At 63.6% G+C, this 16,880-nt stretch carries 16 protein-coding genes; 9 read left to right on the top strand and 7 right to left on the bottom strand.

The annotated features are described in order from the left end of the window. Positions 1-54 precede the first annotated feature (54 nt). The 3 genes from G486_RS0104920 to G486_RS0104910 all read left to right on the top strand — a co-directional run bounded on the left by G486_RS0104920 (position 55) and on the right by G486_RS0104910 (position 2,499). Positions 55-825, top strand: coding sequence for an ABC transporter substrate-binding protein (locus tag G486_RS0104920; RefSeq protein ID WP_027014529.1), 771 nt, complete (start codon positions 55-57; stop codon positions 823-825). A 106-nt stretch (positions 826-931) separates the two neighbouring features. Next, a complete protein-coding gene (locus tag G486_RS0104915; protein WP_027014528.1) occupies positions 932-1,714 on the top strand; it encodes an amino acid ABC transporter permease in 783 nt (260 codons plus the stop codon). Then, complete coding sequence (locus tag G486_RS0104910) at positions 1,711-2,499, top strand: amino acid ABC transporter ATP-binding protein (RefSeq protein ID WP_051303140.1); 789 nt, start codon at positions 1,711-1,713, stop codon at positions 2,497-2,499. Before G486_RS0104915 ends, G486_RS0104910 begins: the two co-directional genes overlap by 4 nt. Before the next feature lie 114 nt (positions 2,500-2,613). Here G486_RS0104910 and mrdA read toward each other — a convergent pair whose 3' ends face one another. The 4 genes from mrdA to G486_RS0104890 form a co-directional block, all read right to left on the bottom strand. Then, positions 2,614-4,692: a penicillin-binding protein 2 gene (gene mrdA, locus G486_RS21570; RefSeq protein WP_084455040.1), complete on the bottom strand. Its 2,079-nt coding sequence runs from the start codon at positions 4,690-4,692 to the stop codon at positions 2,614-2,616. 16 nt (positions 4,693-4,708) lie between these two features. Then, a complete protein-coding gene (gene mreD / locus G486_RS0104900; protein ID WP_027014526.1) occupies positions 4,709-5,227 on the bottom strand; it encodes a rod shape-determining protein MreD in 519 nt (172 codons plus the stop codon). Then, the gene (gene mreC / locus G486_RS21565) at positions 5,224-6,195 is read right to left on the bottom strand and encodes a rod shape-determining protein MreC (RefSeq protein WP_051303138.1); all 972 of its coding nucleotides are present in this window, start codon (positions 6,193-6,195) and stop codon (positions 5,224-5,226) included. The genes mreD and mreC overlap by 4 nt, the downstream gene beginning before the upstream one ends. A 126-nt stretch (positions 6,196-6,321) precedes the next feature. Then, positions 6,322-7,365, bottom strand: a complete 1,044-nt coding sequence (locus G486_RS0104890; RefSeq protein ID WP_027014525.1) for a rod shape-determining protein — start codon at positions 7,363-7,365, stop codon at positions 6,322-6,324. Between the two features lie 220 nt (positions 7,366-7,585). Between G486_RS0104890 and gatC the strand changes: the two genes are divergently transcribed. From gatC to pdxY, 5 genes are all read left to right on the top strand, one after another. Continuing rightward, complete coding sequence (gene gatC, locus G486_RS0104885) at positions 7,586-7,885, top strand: Asp-tRNA(Asn)/Glu-tRNA(Gln) amidotransferase subunit GatC (protein ID WP_027014524.1); 300 nt, start codon at positions 7,586-7,588, stop codon at positions 7,883-7,885. 81 nt (positions 7,886-7,966) lie between these two features. Next, positions 7,967-9,463, top strand: a complete 1,497-nt coding sequence (gene gatA, locus G486_RS0104880; protein WP_027014523.1) for an Asp-tRNA(Asn)/Glu-tRNA(Gln) amidotransferase subunit GatA — start codon at positions 7,967-7,969, stop codon at positions 9,461-9,463. A gap of 102 nt (positions 9,464-9,565) precedes the next feature. Then, a complete protein-coding gene (gene gatB / locus G486_RS0104875; protein ID WP_027014522.1) occupies positions 9,566-11,011 on the top strand; it encodes an Asp-tRNA(Asn)/Glu-tRNA(Gln) amidotransferase subunit GatB in 1,446 nt (481 codons plus the stop codon). 76 nt (positions 11,012-11,087) lie between these two features. After that, positions 11,088-11,690: a RipA family octameric membrane protein gene (locus G486_RS23930; RefSeq protein WP_156919886.1), complete on the top strand. Its 603-nt coding sequence runs from the start codon at positions 11,088-11,090 to the stop codon at positions 11,688-11,690. 289 nt (positions 11,691-11,979) lie between these two features. Continuing rightward, entirely contained in the window at positions 11,980-12,843 is an 864-nt protein-coding gene (pdxY, locus tag G486_RS0104865) for a pyridoxal kinase PdxY (protein WP_027014521.1), read from the top strand. Positions 12,844-12,953: 110 nt separating this feature from the next. On the opposite strand, the gene G486_RS0104860 is transcribed toward pdxY, so the two are convergent. Next, positions 12,954-13,379, bottom strand: coding sequence for a hypothetical protein (locus G486_RS0104860; RefSeq protein ID WP_156919884.1), 426 nt, complete (start codon positions 13,377-13,379; stop codon positions 12,954-12,956). Between the two features lie 426 nt (positions 13,380-13,805). Here G486_RS0104860 and G486_RS0104855 point away from each other — a divergent pair, with 426 nt between their 5' ends. Continuing rightward, complete coding sequence (locus G486_RS0104855; protein WP_034386614.1) at positions 13,806-15,059, top strand: serine hydrolase domain-containing protein; 1,254 nt, start codon at positions 13,806-13,808, stop codon at positions 15,057-15,059. Positions 15,060-15,361: 302 nt separating this feature from the next. On the opposite strand, the gene G486_RS23925 is transcribed toward G486_RS0104855, so the two are convergent. Further along, on the bottom strand, positions 15,362-15,514 hold the full coding sequence (locus G486_RS23925; protein WP_156919882.1) for a hypothetical protein: 153 nt from the start codon (positions 15,512-15,514) through the stop codon (positions 15,362-15,364). A gap of 99 nt (positions 15,515-15,613) precedes the next feature. Further along, positions 15,614-16,843: a phosphoglycerate dehydrogenase gene (gene serA / locus G486_RS0104845; RefSeq protein ID WP_027014518.1), complete on the bottom strand. Its 1,230-nt coding sequence runs from the start codon at positions 16,841-16,843 to the stop codon at positions 15,614-15,616. Positions 16,844-16,880 lie beyond the last annotated feature (37 nt).

Genomic DNA, 16,880 nt, shown 5'->3' with positions numbered 1-16,880 from the left:
TCTCGCACCCAGTTTCCCGCTCCTGCGTGCCCGGGCGGCCATTCAGGAGCCCTCATGAAACCTTTGACCTTCATCGCCGCTGCGGCACTGACCGTTGTGGCCGCCACCGGCGCCCACGCCCGTTCCCTGCAAGCCATTCAGAAGGACGGCACGATACGCCTCGCCACCGAAGGCTATTACACGCCGTTCGCCTATTTCGAGGGCAAGAACCTGACGGGCTTCGAAGTCGATCTGGCGCAGCTCATCGCCCAGAAGCTGGGCCTCAAGTTCGAGTGGAAGACGATCAGCTTCGATGCCCTGCTCACCGGCCTCAAGCAGGACCGCTGGGACCTCGTGATCTCCTCGCATGCCATCACCCCCGAGCGAGAAAAGGCCGTGAGCTTCACCCAGCCCCACTACTGCTCGGGCGCCCAGGTGATCGCGCTCACCAATGCCATCCAGGGCGCCAAGGATCTCGAAGGCAAGACCGTGGCCGCCCAGACCGGCACCACCTATCTCGATTACGTGCAAAAGAACGTGCACGGCGTGAAGCGCCTGGTCAACTTCCCGACCAACGAGGCCGCGCTCAACGCCCTCATGACCAAGCGCGTGGATGCCTGGGTCACCGAGCGCTTCCTGGCCAAGGAGATGCTGCGCAAGAACCCCAAGATCCGCTTCCACCAGGGCGACATGCTGTACGTGGAGCGCATTGCGGCGGCCGTGACCAAGGACAACCAGCCCCTGGCCGATGCCTGGAACAAGGCCTTGCAGGAGCTGCTCAGGGACGGCAGCTATGCCAAGCTCTCGCAAAAATGGTTCCAAGAGGACATACGCTGCCCCGATTGATGCTGCAGCCCGCTGCGCGAGCCCGCCACCGCAGGCCCGCGCGCTCGGCGTAGATCACCCAGCGCCCTGATCCCGGGGCGCTTCTTGCTTTTCCACTGCCCGCCCTATGCTCACCGCTCTCTGGCCCTCCCACTGGGGCCGCACGCAACGCAGCAACGCGACCCTGGTCACGGCCTTGCTGCTCATGGTCCTCATCGTCTCGCTGCTGGGCCAGTTGCTGTCCCTGTTTCCCGACCCCATCGGCGAGAACGCAGCCACCTTTGCCGAGGGCGCGCGCACCACGCTGTACCTGACCCTGGCCAGCGGATCGGCAGGCCTGCTGCTGGGCGTGCTTGCGGCGCTGGCGCGCACCTCGCGCCTGGCCGCGCTGCGCTGGGCGGCGGGCTTTTTCATCTGGGTGATACGCGGCACGCCGCTGCTGGTGCAGATCCTGTTCATGTATTTCGCGCTGCCCGCGCTCATCCCCTCGCTGAACCTGCCCGACTTCGCGGCCGCCGCGATCGCCCTGGCACTCAACGTGGGCGCCTATAACGCCGAAGCCGTGCGCGCGGGCCTGCAGGCCGTGCCGCGCGGTCAGGCCGAGGCCGCGCGCGCCCTGGGGCTGCCGCGCAGCTGGGTGTTCTGCGACGTGGTCTTTCCCCAGGCCTTCAAGATCTCGCTGCCGGCCCTGGTGAACAACTTCGTGGCCTTGCTCAAGGACTCGTCCCTGGCCTATGCGATCGGCGTGGTCGAGCTCACCAACGTGGGCAACCGCATCCAGTCCACGACCTTCCAGCCCGTGGCCACCCTGCTCACCGTGGGCCTGACCTATCTGGTGCTGACCACGCTGGTGACCCAGGTCACGGCGGCCGTGGAGTACCGCTTCGACGTGGAGGGCCGCCAGCAATGAGCTCGCAGCTGAAAAACCGCGAAATGGCCCGCGGCCTGCCGTATATCGTGGTCGAGGACGTGACCAAGTCCTTTGGCGAGCACCAGGTGCTCAAGGGCGTGTCCACCCGCTTTTGCACGGGCGAGGTGACGGCCATCATCGGCGCCTCGGGCTCGGGCAAGTCCACCCTGCTGCGCGCCATCAACCGGCTCGAACCCCATGACGGCGGACGCATCAGCATCGACGGCGTGCCCGTCACCGACCACGAGGCCACGCTGCAGCGGCAGCGCTGCGAGGTCGGCATGGTGTTCCAGCAGTTCAACCTGTTCGGCCACATGACGGTGCTGGACAACGTGACGCTGGCGCCGCGCCGCATACGCAAGACACCGCGCAGCCAGGCCAATGCCCGGGCCATGACCCTGCTGGAGCGCGTGGGCATGGCCGCACATGCGCACAAGTATCCGTGGCAGCTCTCGGGCGGCCAGCAGCAGCGCGTGGCGATTGCGCGCGCACTGGCCATGGAGCCCCAGGTGATGCTGTTCGACGAACCCACGAGCGCGCTCGACCCCGAGATGGTGCAGGAGGTGCTGGACGTGATGCGCGAGCTCGCGCGCGCCTGCATGACCATGATCGTGGTCACGCACGAGATGGGCTTTGCACGCGAGGTCGCGGACCGCGTGATGTTCTTCGACCAGGGCCGCATCGCCCACGAGGCCGCGCCGGCCGAGTTCTTCGATCACCCGGCCAACGAGCGCATCGCAGCCTTCATCGGACGCATGACCAGGCAAGGCCCGGCCTTCCCGTAACCGCTGAATTCATAGCTGCAAGCGCTTGCTGCACAATGATTTCAAATAGAAATCATGCTGAAACCGCCATATGGCAAGCGCTGACAGCTCTTATAAAAAGAGCGACTTCAGTCCTCAGTCCTCTTCCTCGGCCGGCGCAGAAGTCGGCGTCGCACGCGAGCCGGCCGCGCCCGGCGCAGCGCGAGGTGCCTCTGCTCCGTCCTCGGGCCTGGCCAGGGTGTCGGGCGGCACATGGCGCGGCAGACCGGGCAGGTCCAGGGTTTCCGAGTCCAGCACGATATCGGCCACACGGCGCGGGCGGCCAATCGGCATCGTCGCCTGGCCCCGGCGCATGGCGGCCATGTCTTCCTCGCTGGGATAGCGGCCCAGCAGCCAGTAGTCGAAGACGCGGCGCGCCAGCGGTGCGGCCGCGGCCGCGCCAAAGCCCGCGTTCTCCACGATCACGGCCACGGCCACCGTGGGGTTGTCGGCCGGCGCATAGGCGATGTAGAGCGAGTGATCGCGCTGGAATTCCGACAGGCGCGCCGCGTTGTAGCGCTCGTTCTGGCGCACGCCCACGGCCTGGGCCGTGCCGGTCTTGCCCGCCGACGCATAGGGCGCGCCCGCGAACACGCCGCGCGACGTGCCCTCCACCGTGACCGCGGCCACGGCGCTGCGCACGGCCTCCACGTTCTCGCTCTTGTAGCCCAGGCTGGTGCCCGGGTCCTTGTTGATGGACGAGAACTGCTGGCTCACCGCATCCACACGGCCCACGGCCAGGTGCGGCCGGTGCTTGATGCCCCCGGCCGCAAGCGTGGCCGTGGCGTTCGCCAGCTGCAGGATGGTGAAGTTGTTGTAGCCCTGGCCGATCCCCAGGGAGATGGTCTCGCCCGCATACCACTTCTTCTGCTCGGGACGCTTGTAGGTGTTGCGCTTCCACTCGGTGCTGGGCAGCACGCCGCGCGCCTCGCCGCGCAGGTCTATGCCCGTGAGCTGGCCGAAGCCCAGGGGCTTCATGTAGTCGTGGATCAGGTCCACGCCCATGTCGTTGGCCAGCATGTAGTAGTAGACGTTGGAGGACTTGATGATGGAGCGGCGCAGGTTCGTGGGCCCGTTGGGGTGGCCCGAGCGGAAGGTGTGGCCGCCCAGGCTCCAGCTGCCGTTGTCCTGGATCGTGGTCTCGGGGCGACGCTTGCCCGACTCCAGCGCCGCAATCGCCATGAAGGGCTTGTAGGTCGAGCCCGGCGGATAGGTGCCGCGCAGCGCGCGGTTCACCATGGGCCGGTTGATGGATTCGTTGAGCGCAGTCCAGCTCTCGTGGTCTATGCCGTCCACGAAGAGATTGAGGTCGAAGCTGGGCTTGCTGACCATGGCCAGCACCTCGCCGCTGCGCGGATCGATGGCCACCAGCGCGCCCCGGCGCTCGCCGTAGAGCTCCTCGACCATGCGCTGCAGCTTGATGTCCAGCGACAGCACCAGGCTGTCGCCGGGCGTGGCCGGGCGGCTGCCCAGCTTGCGCACGGCATGGCCTCCGGCCGAGGTCTCCATCTCCTCCCAGCCGGTCTGGCCGTGCAGGTCGTGCTCGTAGCTTTGCTCCACGCCCAGCTTGCCGATCACATCCGTGCCGCGGTAGTTGGCCGCATCCTCGGAATCGTCGAGAGCCTCCTTCTCGCGCTGGTTGATGCGACCTATGTAGCCGATGATGTGGCTGGCCGTTTCCTGCAGCGGATAGGAGCGGAACAGCCGCGCCTTGATATCCACGCCGGGAAAGCGGTAGCGCTGCACCGTGAAGCGCGCGACCTCCTCGTCCGTCAGGCGCGTGCGTATGGGCAGGGAGTCGAAGCTCCTGGAGTCCTCGACCAGACGCTTGAACTTGCGCCGGTCGCGCTGCGAGATCTCCACGATCTCGCTCAGGCCGTCGATGGTCTCTTCGAGATTGCCGGCGCGCGAAGGCATGATCTCCAGCGTATAGGCCGAGTAATTCGTGGCCAGCACCACGCCGTTGCGGTCCAGGATCTGGCCGCGATTGGGCACGATGGGCACCACGGCCGTGCGGTTGCTCTCCGCACGTTCGGCAAATGCCTCGTGGCGCTGCACCTGCAGCACCCACAGCCGCCCCACCAGCAGGCAAAAGGCCAGCAGCACCACCAGGCCCATGACCCAGGCACGCAGGCGAAAGCGCTGCAGCTCGGCTTCGGTATTGCGGATCTCCATCGTCGGCGCAACCGGTCTACAGGGGCCGGTTTTCCTCGCCCGTGGGCGAGCGGCGCTGGGGCGCGAGCAAGATGCCGCTGACCAGAGGCCACAGCAAGGCCTCGATCACGGGCGCGGCCAGCAGCTCGGGCCCGGGCAGAATGCCGCCGCCCACCACGCGCAGCAGCACCTGCAGGCCATGGGCCAGCGCAAACAGCGGCAGCATGTGCAAGGCCTGGACCGGCGAGGAAAACCAGGACAGCCGCCTGGCCATGGCCCCCGCGCCAAACACCACCAGCGCATAGGCCAGCGCATGCTGGCCCAGCAGCGCGTAATGCGCAACGTCCATGCACAGGCCCAGCATGAAGCCCAGGCCCAGGCCTATGCGCTGGGGCTGGTGCATGGCCCAGAAGCCCAGCAGCAGCAGCAGCGGATCGGGCAGCCAGGCCACACGGCCCAGCGGCAGCATGTTCAGGGCCAGGGCGGCCAGCAGGCTGAGCACGATGAACAAGGGATTGACCGGCAGCAACAGCTGCTGGCCGCGCGGCATGATCATGGCTGGGCTCTCCTGCTGGTGCTGCCCCGGGGCTCGCGCCGCGCGGACTCGGAGGATGCGCGGCTGGGCTTGAGGGCCTGGGCGGCCTCGGTCGTCTCGGGCTGGCTCGCAAAGGTCATGGGCTGGAGCACCATCACATGGCGCACGCCCTGCACGCGGCCCACGGGCTCGCAGTAGATGCGCGAGAAGGCCGAGTCGGCGCGCCGCTCCACGGTCACCACGCGGGCCACGGGCAGGCCCAGCGGATAGAGGCCGTCCACGCCGCTGGTGGTCAGCAGATCGCCCTCCTGCACATCGGCATTGCTGGGCATGAAACGCAGCTCCATGCCGCCCGCGCGCAGCGGCGAGGGGTCGCCATAGGCCACGGAGCGCGCACCCGTGCGCGGGTTGAAGACCGGAATCGCCTGGTCGCGGTCTATGAGCAGGGTGACCTCGGCGCGCAGCGGATAGACGCGCGTGACCTGGCCGATCACGCCCTTGTCGTCGAGCACCGGCGAGCCCTGGACGATGCCGTCCACCTGCCCCCGGTCTATGACCACGCGGCGCGTGTAGAGGTCGGGGCTGTCGTACACGACCTCGGCGGTCGTGCCCGGCGTGCTCAGGCGCTCGCGCAGGCCCAGCAGGGCACGCAGGTCGCGGTTTTCCGCCAGCAGCTCCTCGGCCTCGGCAGCCCGCCTGGCAACCTGCACCAGCTCGCTGCGCGCCTGCTTCTCGCTGCCCTGGGCGGCTTCAAGAGCCCCGAGGTAGTCACTGGCCTCCTGCACGCCCTGCACGGGCTTGAGCATCAGCCATTGCACGGGATACAGCAGCGTGGCCACGACCGCGCGCGCGGGCTCGGTGATCTGAAAGCGCGCATCGGCCACCATGAGCAGCAGGGCCAGGGCGCTGTAGATCGCCAGCTGGGACACCCGCGAAGGCCGGCGCTTGAACAGCGAAGGCGGTCCACTCTCCAGGGTGTTGAAGGTCATGCCCACCCCCGGCCTGCACGGCCCGGCGTGAGAGAAGGCACAGCAAGCATGTGCATTGCGGGAAGAGAAACAAGGGGTTCAGGGCCGGCACCGCAGCCCGGCGCCCGGCCCAGGGAAGGGGAAAGATCAGTCGCTGGTGAAGATGCTGCCCTGACGACCCAGAATGTCCAGGGCCATGCCGCAGCCGCGCACCACGCAGGTCAGCGGCTCTTCGGCCACGAGCACGGGCAGGCCGGTTTCCTCGGCCAGCAGGCGGTCCAGATCGCGCAACAGCGCACCGCCGCCCGTGAGCATCATGCCGCGCTCGGCAATGTCGGCGCCCAGCTCGGGCGGGGTCTGCTCCAGCGCGTTCTTCACGGCGGAGACGATCTGGTTGAGCGGATCGGTCAGCGCCTCCAGCACCTCGTTGCTGGAGATCGTGAAGCTGCGCGGCACGCCTTCGGAGAGGTTGCGGCCCTTGACCTCCATCTCCTTGACTTCCGAGCCCGGGAAGGCCGAGCCGATGCTCTTCTTGATGGCCTCGGCCGTGGGCTCGCCGATCAGCATGCCGTAGTTGCGGCGGATGTAGCTGATGATGGCCTCGTCGAACTTGTCGCCGCCCACGCGCACGCTGCCCTTGTAGACCATGCCGCCCAGCGAGATCACGCCGACCTCGGTGGTGCCGCCGCCGATGTCCACCACCATCGAGCCCGAGGCCTCGGACACGGGCAGGCCCGCACCGATGCCGGCCGCCATGGGCTCCTCGATGAGCTCCACGGCGCGCGCGCCCGCAGCCTCGGCCGCGTCCTTGATGGCGCGGCGCTCGACCTGGGTCGAGCCGCAGGGCACGCAGATGATGATGCGCGGGCTGGGCGTGAGCACCGTGCGCGGATGCACCATCTTGATGAACTGCTTGATCATCTGCTCGGTGATCACGAAGTCGGCGATCACGCCATCCTTCATGGGCCGGATGGCCTCGATATTGCCGGGCACCTTGCCCAGCATGGCCTTGGCCTCGCGGCCCACGGCCTGGATCACCTTCTTGCCGTGCTGGCCGCCTTCGTGGCGGATCGCGACCACCGAAGGCTCGTCCAGAACAATGCCCTTGTCACGGGCAAAAATCAGGGTATTGGCTGTGCCAAGGTCTATGGCGAGGTCGGTGGAGAAGTACCGACGGAAAGCACCGAACATTACGAGAGTCCTCTCAGGCACGGCTTGCTCTTCGGCCTACCGTCGCCAGGATGTAATTGAGAAAGATAGGGGGCTGTGTGGCTTGGCTTTTTTCGCACAATGACCGGCTGCAAGAGGGTATTGCGGCAAAGCCGAGATAATACCGTATCCCCTGTGAATAACTTCTACTGTCGGGCTTGGGAAGACTGCTTTACAAGCCACGGCCCCATTCAAGATTCCTATGGCACTGAACGCACACGACATAGCGCGCATCGCAAACCTCGCTCGCCTGGAGCTCTCGCCCCAGGAAAGTGAGCGCATGCTAGCTCAACTCAACGGCTTTTTCGGCATCGTCGAGAAAATGCAGGCTGTGGATACTTCGGGCATCACACCACTGTCACATCCTGTTGCAGCAATCGAGGATATTGCGCTGCGCCTGCGCAAAGACATTGCCAGCGAGCCCAATCAGCGCGAGGCCAATCAGCAAAGCGCACCCGCTGTCGAGCGCGGCCTTTTTCTCGTGCCCAAGGTGATTGAATAAATCTCCCGAAAGCACGCCCCCGCCTTTTTGCCTTGTCATCCGCGCCCTTTGCGGCCCGGTATATCGCCCGGATATTTGTCCATGACCCAGAACTCCACCGAACTGCACGAGCTTGGCGTCGCCGCCCTTGCAGCCCAGTTGCGCGAGCGCAAGATCTCCGCCGTCGAAGCCGCCCGGCACTTTCTGACGCGCGCCCAGGCCCATAAAAACCTTGGTGCATTTGTGGCTATTAATGAAGAAGCCACCCTAGCCCAGGCCCGGGTGGCGGACGCCCTGATCGCCGCCGGCAAGGGCGGCAAACTGACCGGCGTGCCGATTGCGCACAAGGACATCTTCGTCACCCGCGACTTCCCCAGCACCGCCGCCAGCAAGATGCTGGAGGGCTACCGCTCGCCCTTTGACGCCACCGTGGTCACCAAGCTGGCCGATGCCGGCATGGTCACCCTGGGCAAGCTCAACTGTGACGAATTCGCCATGGGCGGCGCCAACGAGAACTCGGCCGTCGCCCCCGTGGGCTTTGACACGGCCCAGCCCGTGCGCAACCCCTGGAACACCGAGCGCGTGCCCGGTGGCTCCTCCGGCGGCTCCGCCGCCGCCGTGGCCGCCGGCCTGGCCCCGGCCGTGACCGGCACCGACACCGGCGGCTCGATCCGCCAGCCCGCCTCGTTTTGCGGCATCACCGGCATCAAGCCCACCTACGGCCGCGCCAGCCGCTACGGCATGATTGCCTTTGCCTCCAGCCTGGACCAGGCCGGCCCCATGGCCCGCTCGGCCGAGGACTGCGCGCTCTTGCTCTCCGAGATGTGCGGCCCCGACCTGGACCGCGACTCCACCAGCCTGGACCACCCGGCCGAAGACTTCAGCGCCAAGTTGAACGACAGCATCGAGGGCCTGCGCATTGGCGTGCCCGCCGAATTCTTTGGTGAAGGCCTGTCCGCCGATGTGCGCGCCGCCGTGGACGCCGCGCTCAAGGAATACGAAAAGCTGGGCGCCAAGCTGGTGCCCGTCACGCTGCCGCGCACCGAGCTGTCCGTGCCCGTGTACTACATCCTGGCGCCGGCCGAGGCTTCGTCCAACCTCTCGCGTTTTGACGGCGTCAAGTTCGGCCACCGTGCCAAGGACTATGCCGACCTCAACGACATGTACAAAAAGACCCGCGCCCAGGGCTTTGGCGACGAGGTCAAGCGCCGCATCATGATCGGCGCCTATGTGCTCAGCGAAGGCTATTACGACGCCTACTATCTGCAGGCGCAAAAAATCCGCCGCATGATTGCCGACGACTTCCAGGCCGCCTTCAAGGACTGCGACCTCATCGCCGGTCCCGCAGCCCCCACCACCGCCTGGGCCATTGGCGCCAAGGCCGACCCGGTGAGCAACTATCTGGCCGACATCTACACCCTGCCCGCATCGCTGGCCGGCCTGCCCGGCCTCTCGCTGCCCGCAGGCTTTGGCGACGGCCACATGCCCGTGGGCCTACAGCTGATCGGCAACTACTTCGGCGAAGCCCGGCTGCTGAACGCGGCCCACCGCTTCCAGCAGGCCACGGACTGGCATCTGCGCAAACCCACGGCACTTTGAAATAAATAGCTGCTAGCGCCTGCCCCTCAACGATTTCAAGCATAAAACACCATGAAATCCATGTACATCAAGCGCAAGCAGCTCACTTTTTAAGCACAGAACATGACTGCGAAACTCATCAACGGCTACGAGGTCGTCATAGGGTTCGAGACCCACGCCCAGTTGGCCACCAACAGCAAGATCTTCAGCCGCGCCAGCACGGCCTTTGGCGCCGAGCCCAACACCCAGGCCTGCGCCGTGGACCTGGCCCTGCCCGGCACCCTGCCGGTCATGAACCAAAAAGCCGTGGAGCACGCGATCCGCCTGGGCCTGGCCCTGGGCTCCACGATTGCCCCGCGCAGCATCTTCGCGCGCAAGAACTACTTCTACCCCGATCTGCCCAAGGGCTACCAGATCTCGCAGTTCGAGATTCCCGTGGTGCAGGGCGGCGAAGTCTCGTTCTTTCTGGGCGACGAGAAAAAGACCGTGCGCCTGGTGCGTGCCCACCTCGAAGAGGACGCGGGCAAATCGCTGCACGAGGACTTCATCGGCCAGTCGGGCATCGACCTCAACCGCGCCGGCACGCCGCTGCTGGAAATCGTCACCGAGCCCGACATCCGCAGCACCGAGGAAGCCGTGGCCTACGCCAAGGAGCTGCACAAGATCGTCACCTGGATCGGCATCTGCGACGGCAACATGCAGGAAGGCTCTTTCCGCTGCGACGCCAACGTCTCCGTGCGCAAGCCCGGCGCCGCTTTGGGCACGCGCCGCGAAATCAAGAACCTGAACTCGTTTCGCAACATGCAGATCGCCATCGACTACGAGATCCGCTGGCAGATCGAGGAGATTGAAGACGGCCGCAGCATCCAGCAGGCCACCGTGCTGTTCGACCCCGACACCGGCGAAACCCGTGCCATGCGCACCAAGGAAGACGCGGCCGACTACCGCTACTTCCCCGACCCCGACCTGCCGCCCCTGGTCGTGGCAGCTGAGTGGGTGGAGCGCGTCAAGGCCGACATGCCCGAACTGCCCCGTGCCATGGCCGCCCGCTTTGTCGAGCAGTACGCCCTGCCCGAATACGACGCCACCACGCTGACGCAATCCCAAGCCATGGCCGCCTACTTTGAAGACGCCGCCAGGACCTGCGGCCAGCCCAAGCTGGCCTCTAACTGGGTGATGGGCGAAATCTCCCGCCGCCTGAACACCGAAGAAATCGGCATGGACGCGGTGAAGGTGAGCAGCCAGCAACTGGCCGCCATGATTGCCCGCATTTCGGACGGCACCATCTCCAACAATGCGGCCCGCACCGTGTTTGAGGCGCTGTGGAGCGGTGAAGGCTCGGACGTGGACGCCGTCATCGAGGCCAAGGGCCTCAAGCAAATGAACGACACCGGCGCGCTGGAAAAGATCATCGACGAGGTGATTGCCGCCAACCCCGGCAATGTGGAGCAATACCGCGCAGGCAAGGACAAGGCATTCAATGCCCTGGTCGGCCAGGTGATGAAAGCCTCCAAGGGGAAGGCGAATCCTGCGCAGGTGAATGAAGTGTTGAAGGCGAAATTGGCGTGAATCGCTGAGTAATTGCTCGCTTTACCGTTTGTCGAATAAAAAGCTTCCTTTCGGAGGCTTTTTATCCGTGTCAAACATGATTTCCTTCATTAAAAAAATTCTCTCTAACAAACAAGAATATAACGATGCCGAAGCACTTAAAAGAATTTATGAAATAGCGATTGAAACAAGAAATCTAGAGATTAATCAGCTTCTCCAAAGAAATAATTTCTTCATGATATTTCAAGGTGTGTTTTTTGCTGGAACAATTCAATCATCTCACCACTATATCTTCCTTAGCTTAATTTTATCAGCAGCTGGCATCGCAATATCGTGGTATCAAACCAAGATGGCTTCTGGCGCTAAGTTCTGGCAAGAGTACTGGGAAGAGGAACTCACAAAAATTGAAGCTTCTTTGCTAGAAGAGCTGGAAAAGAATCACCCAAATAGGAAAAAATTTCCTAGACTCTTTCACAAAGATCTCCAACAACAATTGGAACAAGTAAAAAACAGAATATCCAATAAAAAAACATGCCTATCAATTCATTACAGTTTAATTTTAAAAAAATACTCCGTCAGTAGCACTCCAATTTCGCTTGGTATCACATTCACTATCTCTTGGATCATGATTTTTTTATTTTTTTTGAATAAAAATTTCAATTTTATTGAGAAAATAATAAATTGCATGCAGATTAAATGAATAGCTTATTGGCAAAAAATTGACATCACATTTAGCAAACTCCAGATCGAGGCCGGGTCTCGCCTCGAACGGCGGTCCTATGCTCACGGCCCTTCGCTGCGCTACGACAAACGGGTGCAAATTCGGGGAGCCTGTGGGAGCTGTGCACAAAGCCTAGTTTTTAAATGATTTCGGCTTCAAACGCCTATATATCAAGCGCCAGCAGCTATCAAAACCGCATAATCGGCCATGCTCGCTGCCAAGGCCGCAGCACCTTGTCAAAGCCTCATCACGCCAACCCGGCCAAGCCATGAACATCCTCTCCATCCAATCCCATGTCTCCTACGGCCATGTCGGCAACTCGGCTGCGGTGTTTCCGTTGCAGCGTCTGGGGCATGAGGTGTGGCCGGTGTACACCGTCAACTTCTCCAACCACACGGGTTATGGGCAATGGGGTGGCTCGGCCATTGCGGCCAGCGAGGTCGCGGCCATTGTGGATGGCATGGACCAGCGCGGCGCGCTGGCGCTGGTGGATGTGGTGCTCAGCGGCTACCAGGGCGGCGCCGATATTGCCGATGCCATTCTGGCCACCGTGGCCCGCGTGAAGGCGCTCAACCCCCAGGCCACCTACACCTGCGACCCGGTCATGGGCAATGCTAGGTCGGGCTGCTTTGTGGACCCCGCCATTCCCCAGTTGCTGCGCGAGCGCGTGGTGCCTGCAGCCGATCTGGTGACGCCCAACCAGTTCGAGCTCGGCTATCTCGCAGGCATGGAGGCGAGCACGCTGGACAGCACCCTGGCCGCCGTGGATGCCGTCATGGCCACGGGCCCGCGTGCCGTGCTAGTGACCAGCGTGCACTGCCCCGATGCCGAGCCCGGCAGCATAGAAATGCTGGCCGTGGACGCCACCGGCGCCTGGCTGGTGAACACGCCCCATCTGCCTTTCAAGGCCAATGGCTCGGGCGATGTGACCGCTGCCCTGTTCACCGCGCATTACAGCCAGCACTTCGGCCAGACGGGTTCGGCCAGAAACGCGCTGGAGCGCACCACGGCCAGCATGTTCGAGCTGCTGCAGCGCACCCATGCGAGTGGCCAGCGCGAGCTGCAGCTGGTACAGGCCCAGGAAAGCTATGTGCGCCCCGCAGCCCACTTTGCAGCCCGCCAGATTCGCTGAATGCAGATCGGGGCCGGGCCCCGCAGAGCCTGCACAGAATCAGAAAATCAAAGGAAAATCTGCCTCTAGCGCCCGTCCATCAAACGCTTGCAGCTATAGAAACCGGAGTGTCAATCCACCTTGACCATGCTGCAGCTCAGAATCTGCCGCCCAGGCAAGGCGGAATCCACCCAGCCGGGCTGGCCTTTTTTCTCAAAGGCCTCGCGTGACGGATATCCGGTGATATTCCAGCCCTGATTCTTGACATGCTGGGCTTCGATAATCTCGAAGCGGCATTTTTCACCCGGATTTTTCAAGAGCCAGACCAGATGGCTTTTCTTCTTCCAGATCTTTTCTTCAAGAACTTCATAATTTGAAGTCTCGCAAACGCTGTAAGAGGTATTCCATTCCACCGCCTGGGCGTGTATATGCAATGCCCCCAGGCAGAAACCACCTGCACCGCCAAAAATACCGGTGAATGGCGTTTCCGCCGCCATTCCCAGGCCGGCCATGGCACAGGCCGCCAGGCTTGCCAGCATTTTTTGAGATATTTGCACTTGAATCTTTTCCCAGATCCGGGCCTATGGCCGGATATTCGAGCTTGGCGATAATCAAAGCCCCCCTGCCTGAGCCTTTTTTCCAAGCCCGGGGAAACCGAGGCCTCGCAAGAATGCTGGGCCCATGATTTTCACGGCATCATTTTTTATGGTTGTCATCAGCCATATCCAGATTCTGGGTCAGGGCTCACAGGGTTTTCTTGGGAATTTTCCGATTCGCAGACCAGGCCGCTCATGCCTCGGAGCAGCGCCCAAAACCTGCAATCCGGCCTGCAGGCCGACGCCTCGCGCAAAGAGCGCCGCAGTCCGGGCGCCCGTGCTAGCCTCAAACGCATCTGCGGCGACACCCATGTCCCGCGCCCAACAGCGCTGGCTTCTGCGCGCGCCCAGAATCCGCCATGACATCACAAGCATCAAGGAAGAGACATGTCCACTACCGAGCGTCTGCAAATCCCCGGTCTGCCCTGGGCCGCCACCCCCGAATCCCAGGGCCTTTGCAGCCAGCGTCTTGAGCGCCTGTCGGAGCGGCTTTCGCGCGGCGTGGCCGACAGGGAGATTCCCGGCGCCCTGGCCCTGGTCGCCAGGCGCGGCCAGCTGGCCTATCTGCAGAGCTTTGGCCTGCTCAACCCGGCCCAGAACCTGCCCATGCGCTGCGATGCCATTTTCCGCATCGCCTCCATGAGCAAGCCCATTACCTCGCTGGCCATCATGATGCTGGCCGAGGAAGGGCAGCTTTGCATTCTGGACCCCGTGGTCAAGTACCTGCCCGAGCTCTCCAACATGCAGGTCGGACGTGTGCAGACCGGGGCCGATGGCGCCAGCCGCATCGTGCTGGAGCCGCTGGTGCGCGCCATCACCCTGCAGGATCTGCTGCGCCACACGGCAGGCGTGACCTATGGCGTTCCAGGCAGCAGCAATCCGCTCAAGCAGGCCTATATCGATGCCAGGCTGGGCCACAAGAATGACAGCAATGCGGTCTTCATCACCAAGCTGTCCGGGCTGGCCCTGCTGGATCAGCCCGGCACCAGCTGGGAATACGGCATGTCCACCGATGTGCTGGGCCGCGTGGTCGAGGTGGTCAGCGGCCTGGGGCTGGACGAGTTCGTGCGCTCGCGCATCTGCGAGCCGCTGGGCCTGCGGGACACGGGTTTCGAGGCGCCCGAAACCGAGGCCGGGCGCGCAGCCTGGGCCCAGCCCGAAGGGCCGCAGTTGCAGATGCCGCCCATACCGCCCGTGACCCAGGCGCTGGCCTTCAAGTCCGGCGGCGGCGGCATGGTCTCCACCATCGCCGACTATGCGCGTCTATGCCTTTTCTGGCGCAACGGCGGCCAGCTCGACGGCACACGCCTGGTCTCGCGCAAGACCGTGGAGCTCATGACGGCCAATCATCTGCCGCCCGGCACGCGCATGGGGCCGGACATGGCCCAGTTCGGCAGCCAGTTGCCGTCGCCCGAGATGGGCACGGGCTTCGGCCTGGGCTTTGCGGTGCGCACGGCGACGGGCCTGAACCCCCTGCCGGGCAGCGTGGGCGATTATTCGTGGAGCGGGATTTACGGCACCTTCTTCTGGGTGGACCCGCAGGAGGACTTGTTCGCCATCCTGATGATGCAGTCCATGAGCCAGCGCATTCCCTATCGCATGGCCATGCGCCAGGCCGTCTACCAGGCCTTGATGGATTGATGCCATGGCCTCGGGCGCAGTGAAAAGCAGCCCTTGAAAACTTGAAGCCCGGTCGGCAATCCTGGCATGGCCGCCAAGGCTGCTGACCGGGCTTCAAATTTTCTTTTTTACTAACTTTTTCTTCTTACTGGCTTCTTCCCCCCACAGTGGGGGTGATTGTGGACAGAAGCTATCAATAAGCCTAGTTCATTTACTTACTTTTAAACAATGTTCACCTTCCTGGATGCAAGTCAATTTTGACTTGAGCCACGCATGCAGTCTTTGATGGCGCGAAGGGGACGGGATTCGTCACACACCTTCGCTCATCGCTTCAGCACCCGTTGGCAGAAGAACATGCACAGCCCCGCAAAGCCTGCCAGGCCCAGCCAGGGTGCGAGAGCGAAGTTCTCGCCGACGATGGACAGCGGCGCGTTCTGCCCGCTGAAGCCGATCAGGGCTGCCAGCAGCAGGCCCATGAGACTCTCGCTCCCGACCAGCCCTGACAGAGCAGGTCAGCAAGCATGAAAATCAGCCAAGAAGGCCTGCAGCGCCCGCCCAGCAAGCGCTGTCAGCTATCAAAACAGGACCCGGCAGCGTATGGTGCCCGGAATCTGGGACAGCTTCTCCACGGCCAGGGCCGAGGATTGCACGCCCACGTCGATCACCACATAGCCGAGCTTTTCATCGGTGCGCAGATACTGGCCGGCGATGTTGATGCCGTTCTCTGCAAACATCTGGTTGATGGCCGAGAGCACGCCGGGCCGGTTGTGGTGCACATGCAGGATGCGGTTCTGGCCCGGGTGGGCAGGCAGGGCGACTTCGGGGAAGTTGACGGCCGAGGTGGTCGTGCCGTTGTCGCTGTACTTCACGAGCTTTTCCGCGACCTCCAGGCCGATGTTGGCCTGGGCCTCCATGGTCGAGCCGCCGATATGCGGCGTGAGGATGACGTTGTCCAGGCCGCGCAGCGGCGAGACGAACTCGTCCTTGTTGCTCTTGGGCTCAGTAGGGAACACGTCCACGGCGGCCCCGAGCAGCTTGCCGGCCTTGATGGCCTCGGCCAGGGGGTCGATCTCGACCACGGTGCCGCGCGAGGCATTGATCAGAATGCTGCCGGGCTTCATGGCCGCGATCTCGGCCGCCCCCACCATCCACTGCGTGGAGGGCAGCTCGGGCACATGCAGGGTCACGATGTCGCTGGCCGCCAGCAGCTCTTCCAGCGATGCGGCCTGGCGCGCATTGCCCAGCGGCAGCTTGGTGACCACGTCGTGGAACAGCACATGCATGCCCAGGGACTCGGCCAGCACCGACAGCTGGGTGCCGATCGAGCCATAGCCCACGATGCCCAGGGTCTTGCCGCGGATCTCGAAGGAGTTGTCCGCACTCTTGAGCCAGCCGCCACGGTGGGCGGCCGCGTTTCTCGCGGGGATGCCGCGCAGCAGCAGGATGGCTTCGCCCAGCACCAGCTCGGCCACGGAGCGGGTGTTCGAGTAAGGGGCGTTGAAGACGGCAATGCCGCGCTCGCGTGCGGCCTCGAGGTCCACCTGGTTCGTGCCTATGCAAAAGCAGCCCACGGCCACGAGCTTGTTGGCCGCGGCAAACACCTCGGCCGTGAGCTGGGTGCGCGAGCGTATGCCCACAAAGTGCACGTCGGCAATCTTGCGCTTGAGTTCCTCGCCGTCCAGTGCGCCCGTGAGCGCCTCCACATTGGTGTAGCCGGCCTGCTTGAGCACCTGCAGGGCGGAGGCATGTATGCCTTCGAGCAACAAAAACTTGATTTTCGATTTATCCAGCGAGGTCTTGGCCATGCGAAAGCTCTCCGAGTCCAACAAAACGAGCATTAGA

This window comes from Comamonas composti DSM 21721, assembly GCF_000429845.1.
Taxonomy (GTDB): Bacteria; Pseudomonadota; Gammaproteobacteria; order Burkholderiales; family Burkholderiaceae_C; genus Comamonas; species Comamonas composti.
The sequence above is the reverse complement of the archived record's forward strand: the minus strand, read 5'-3'. Positions and strand labels throughout refer to the sequence as shown.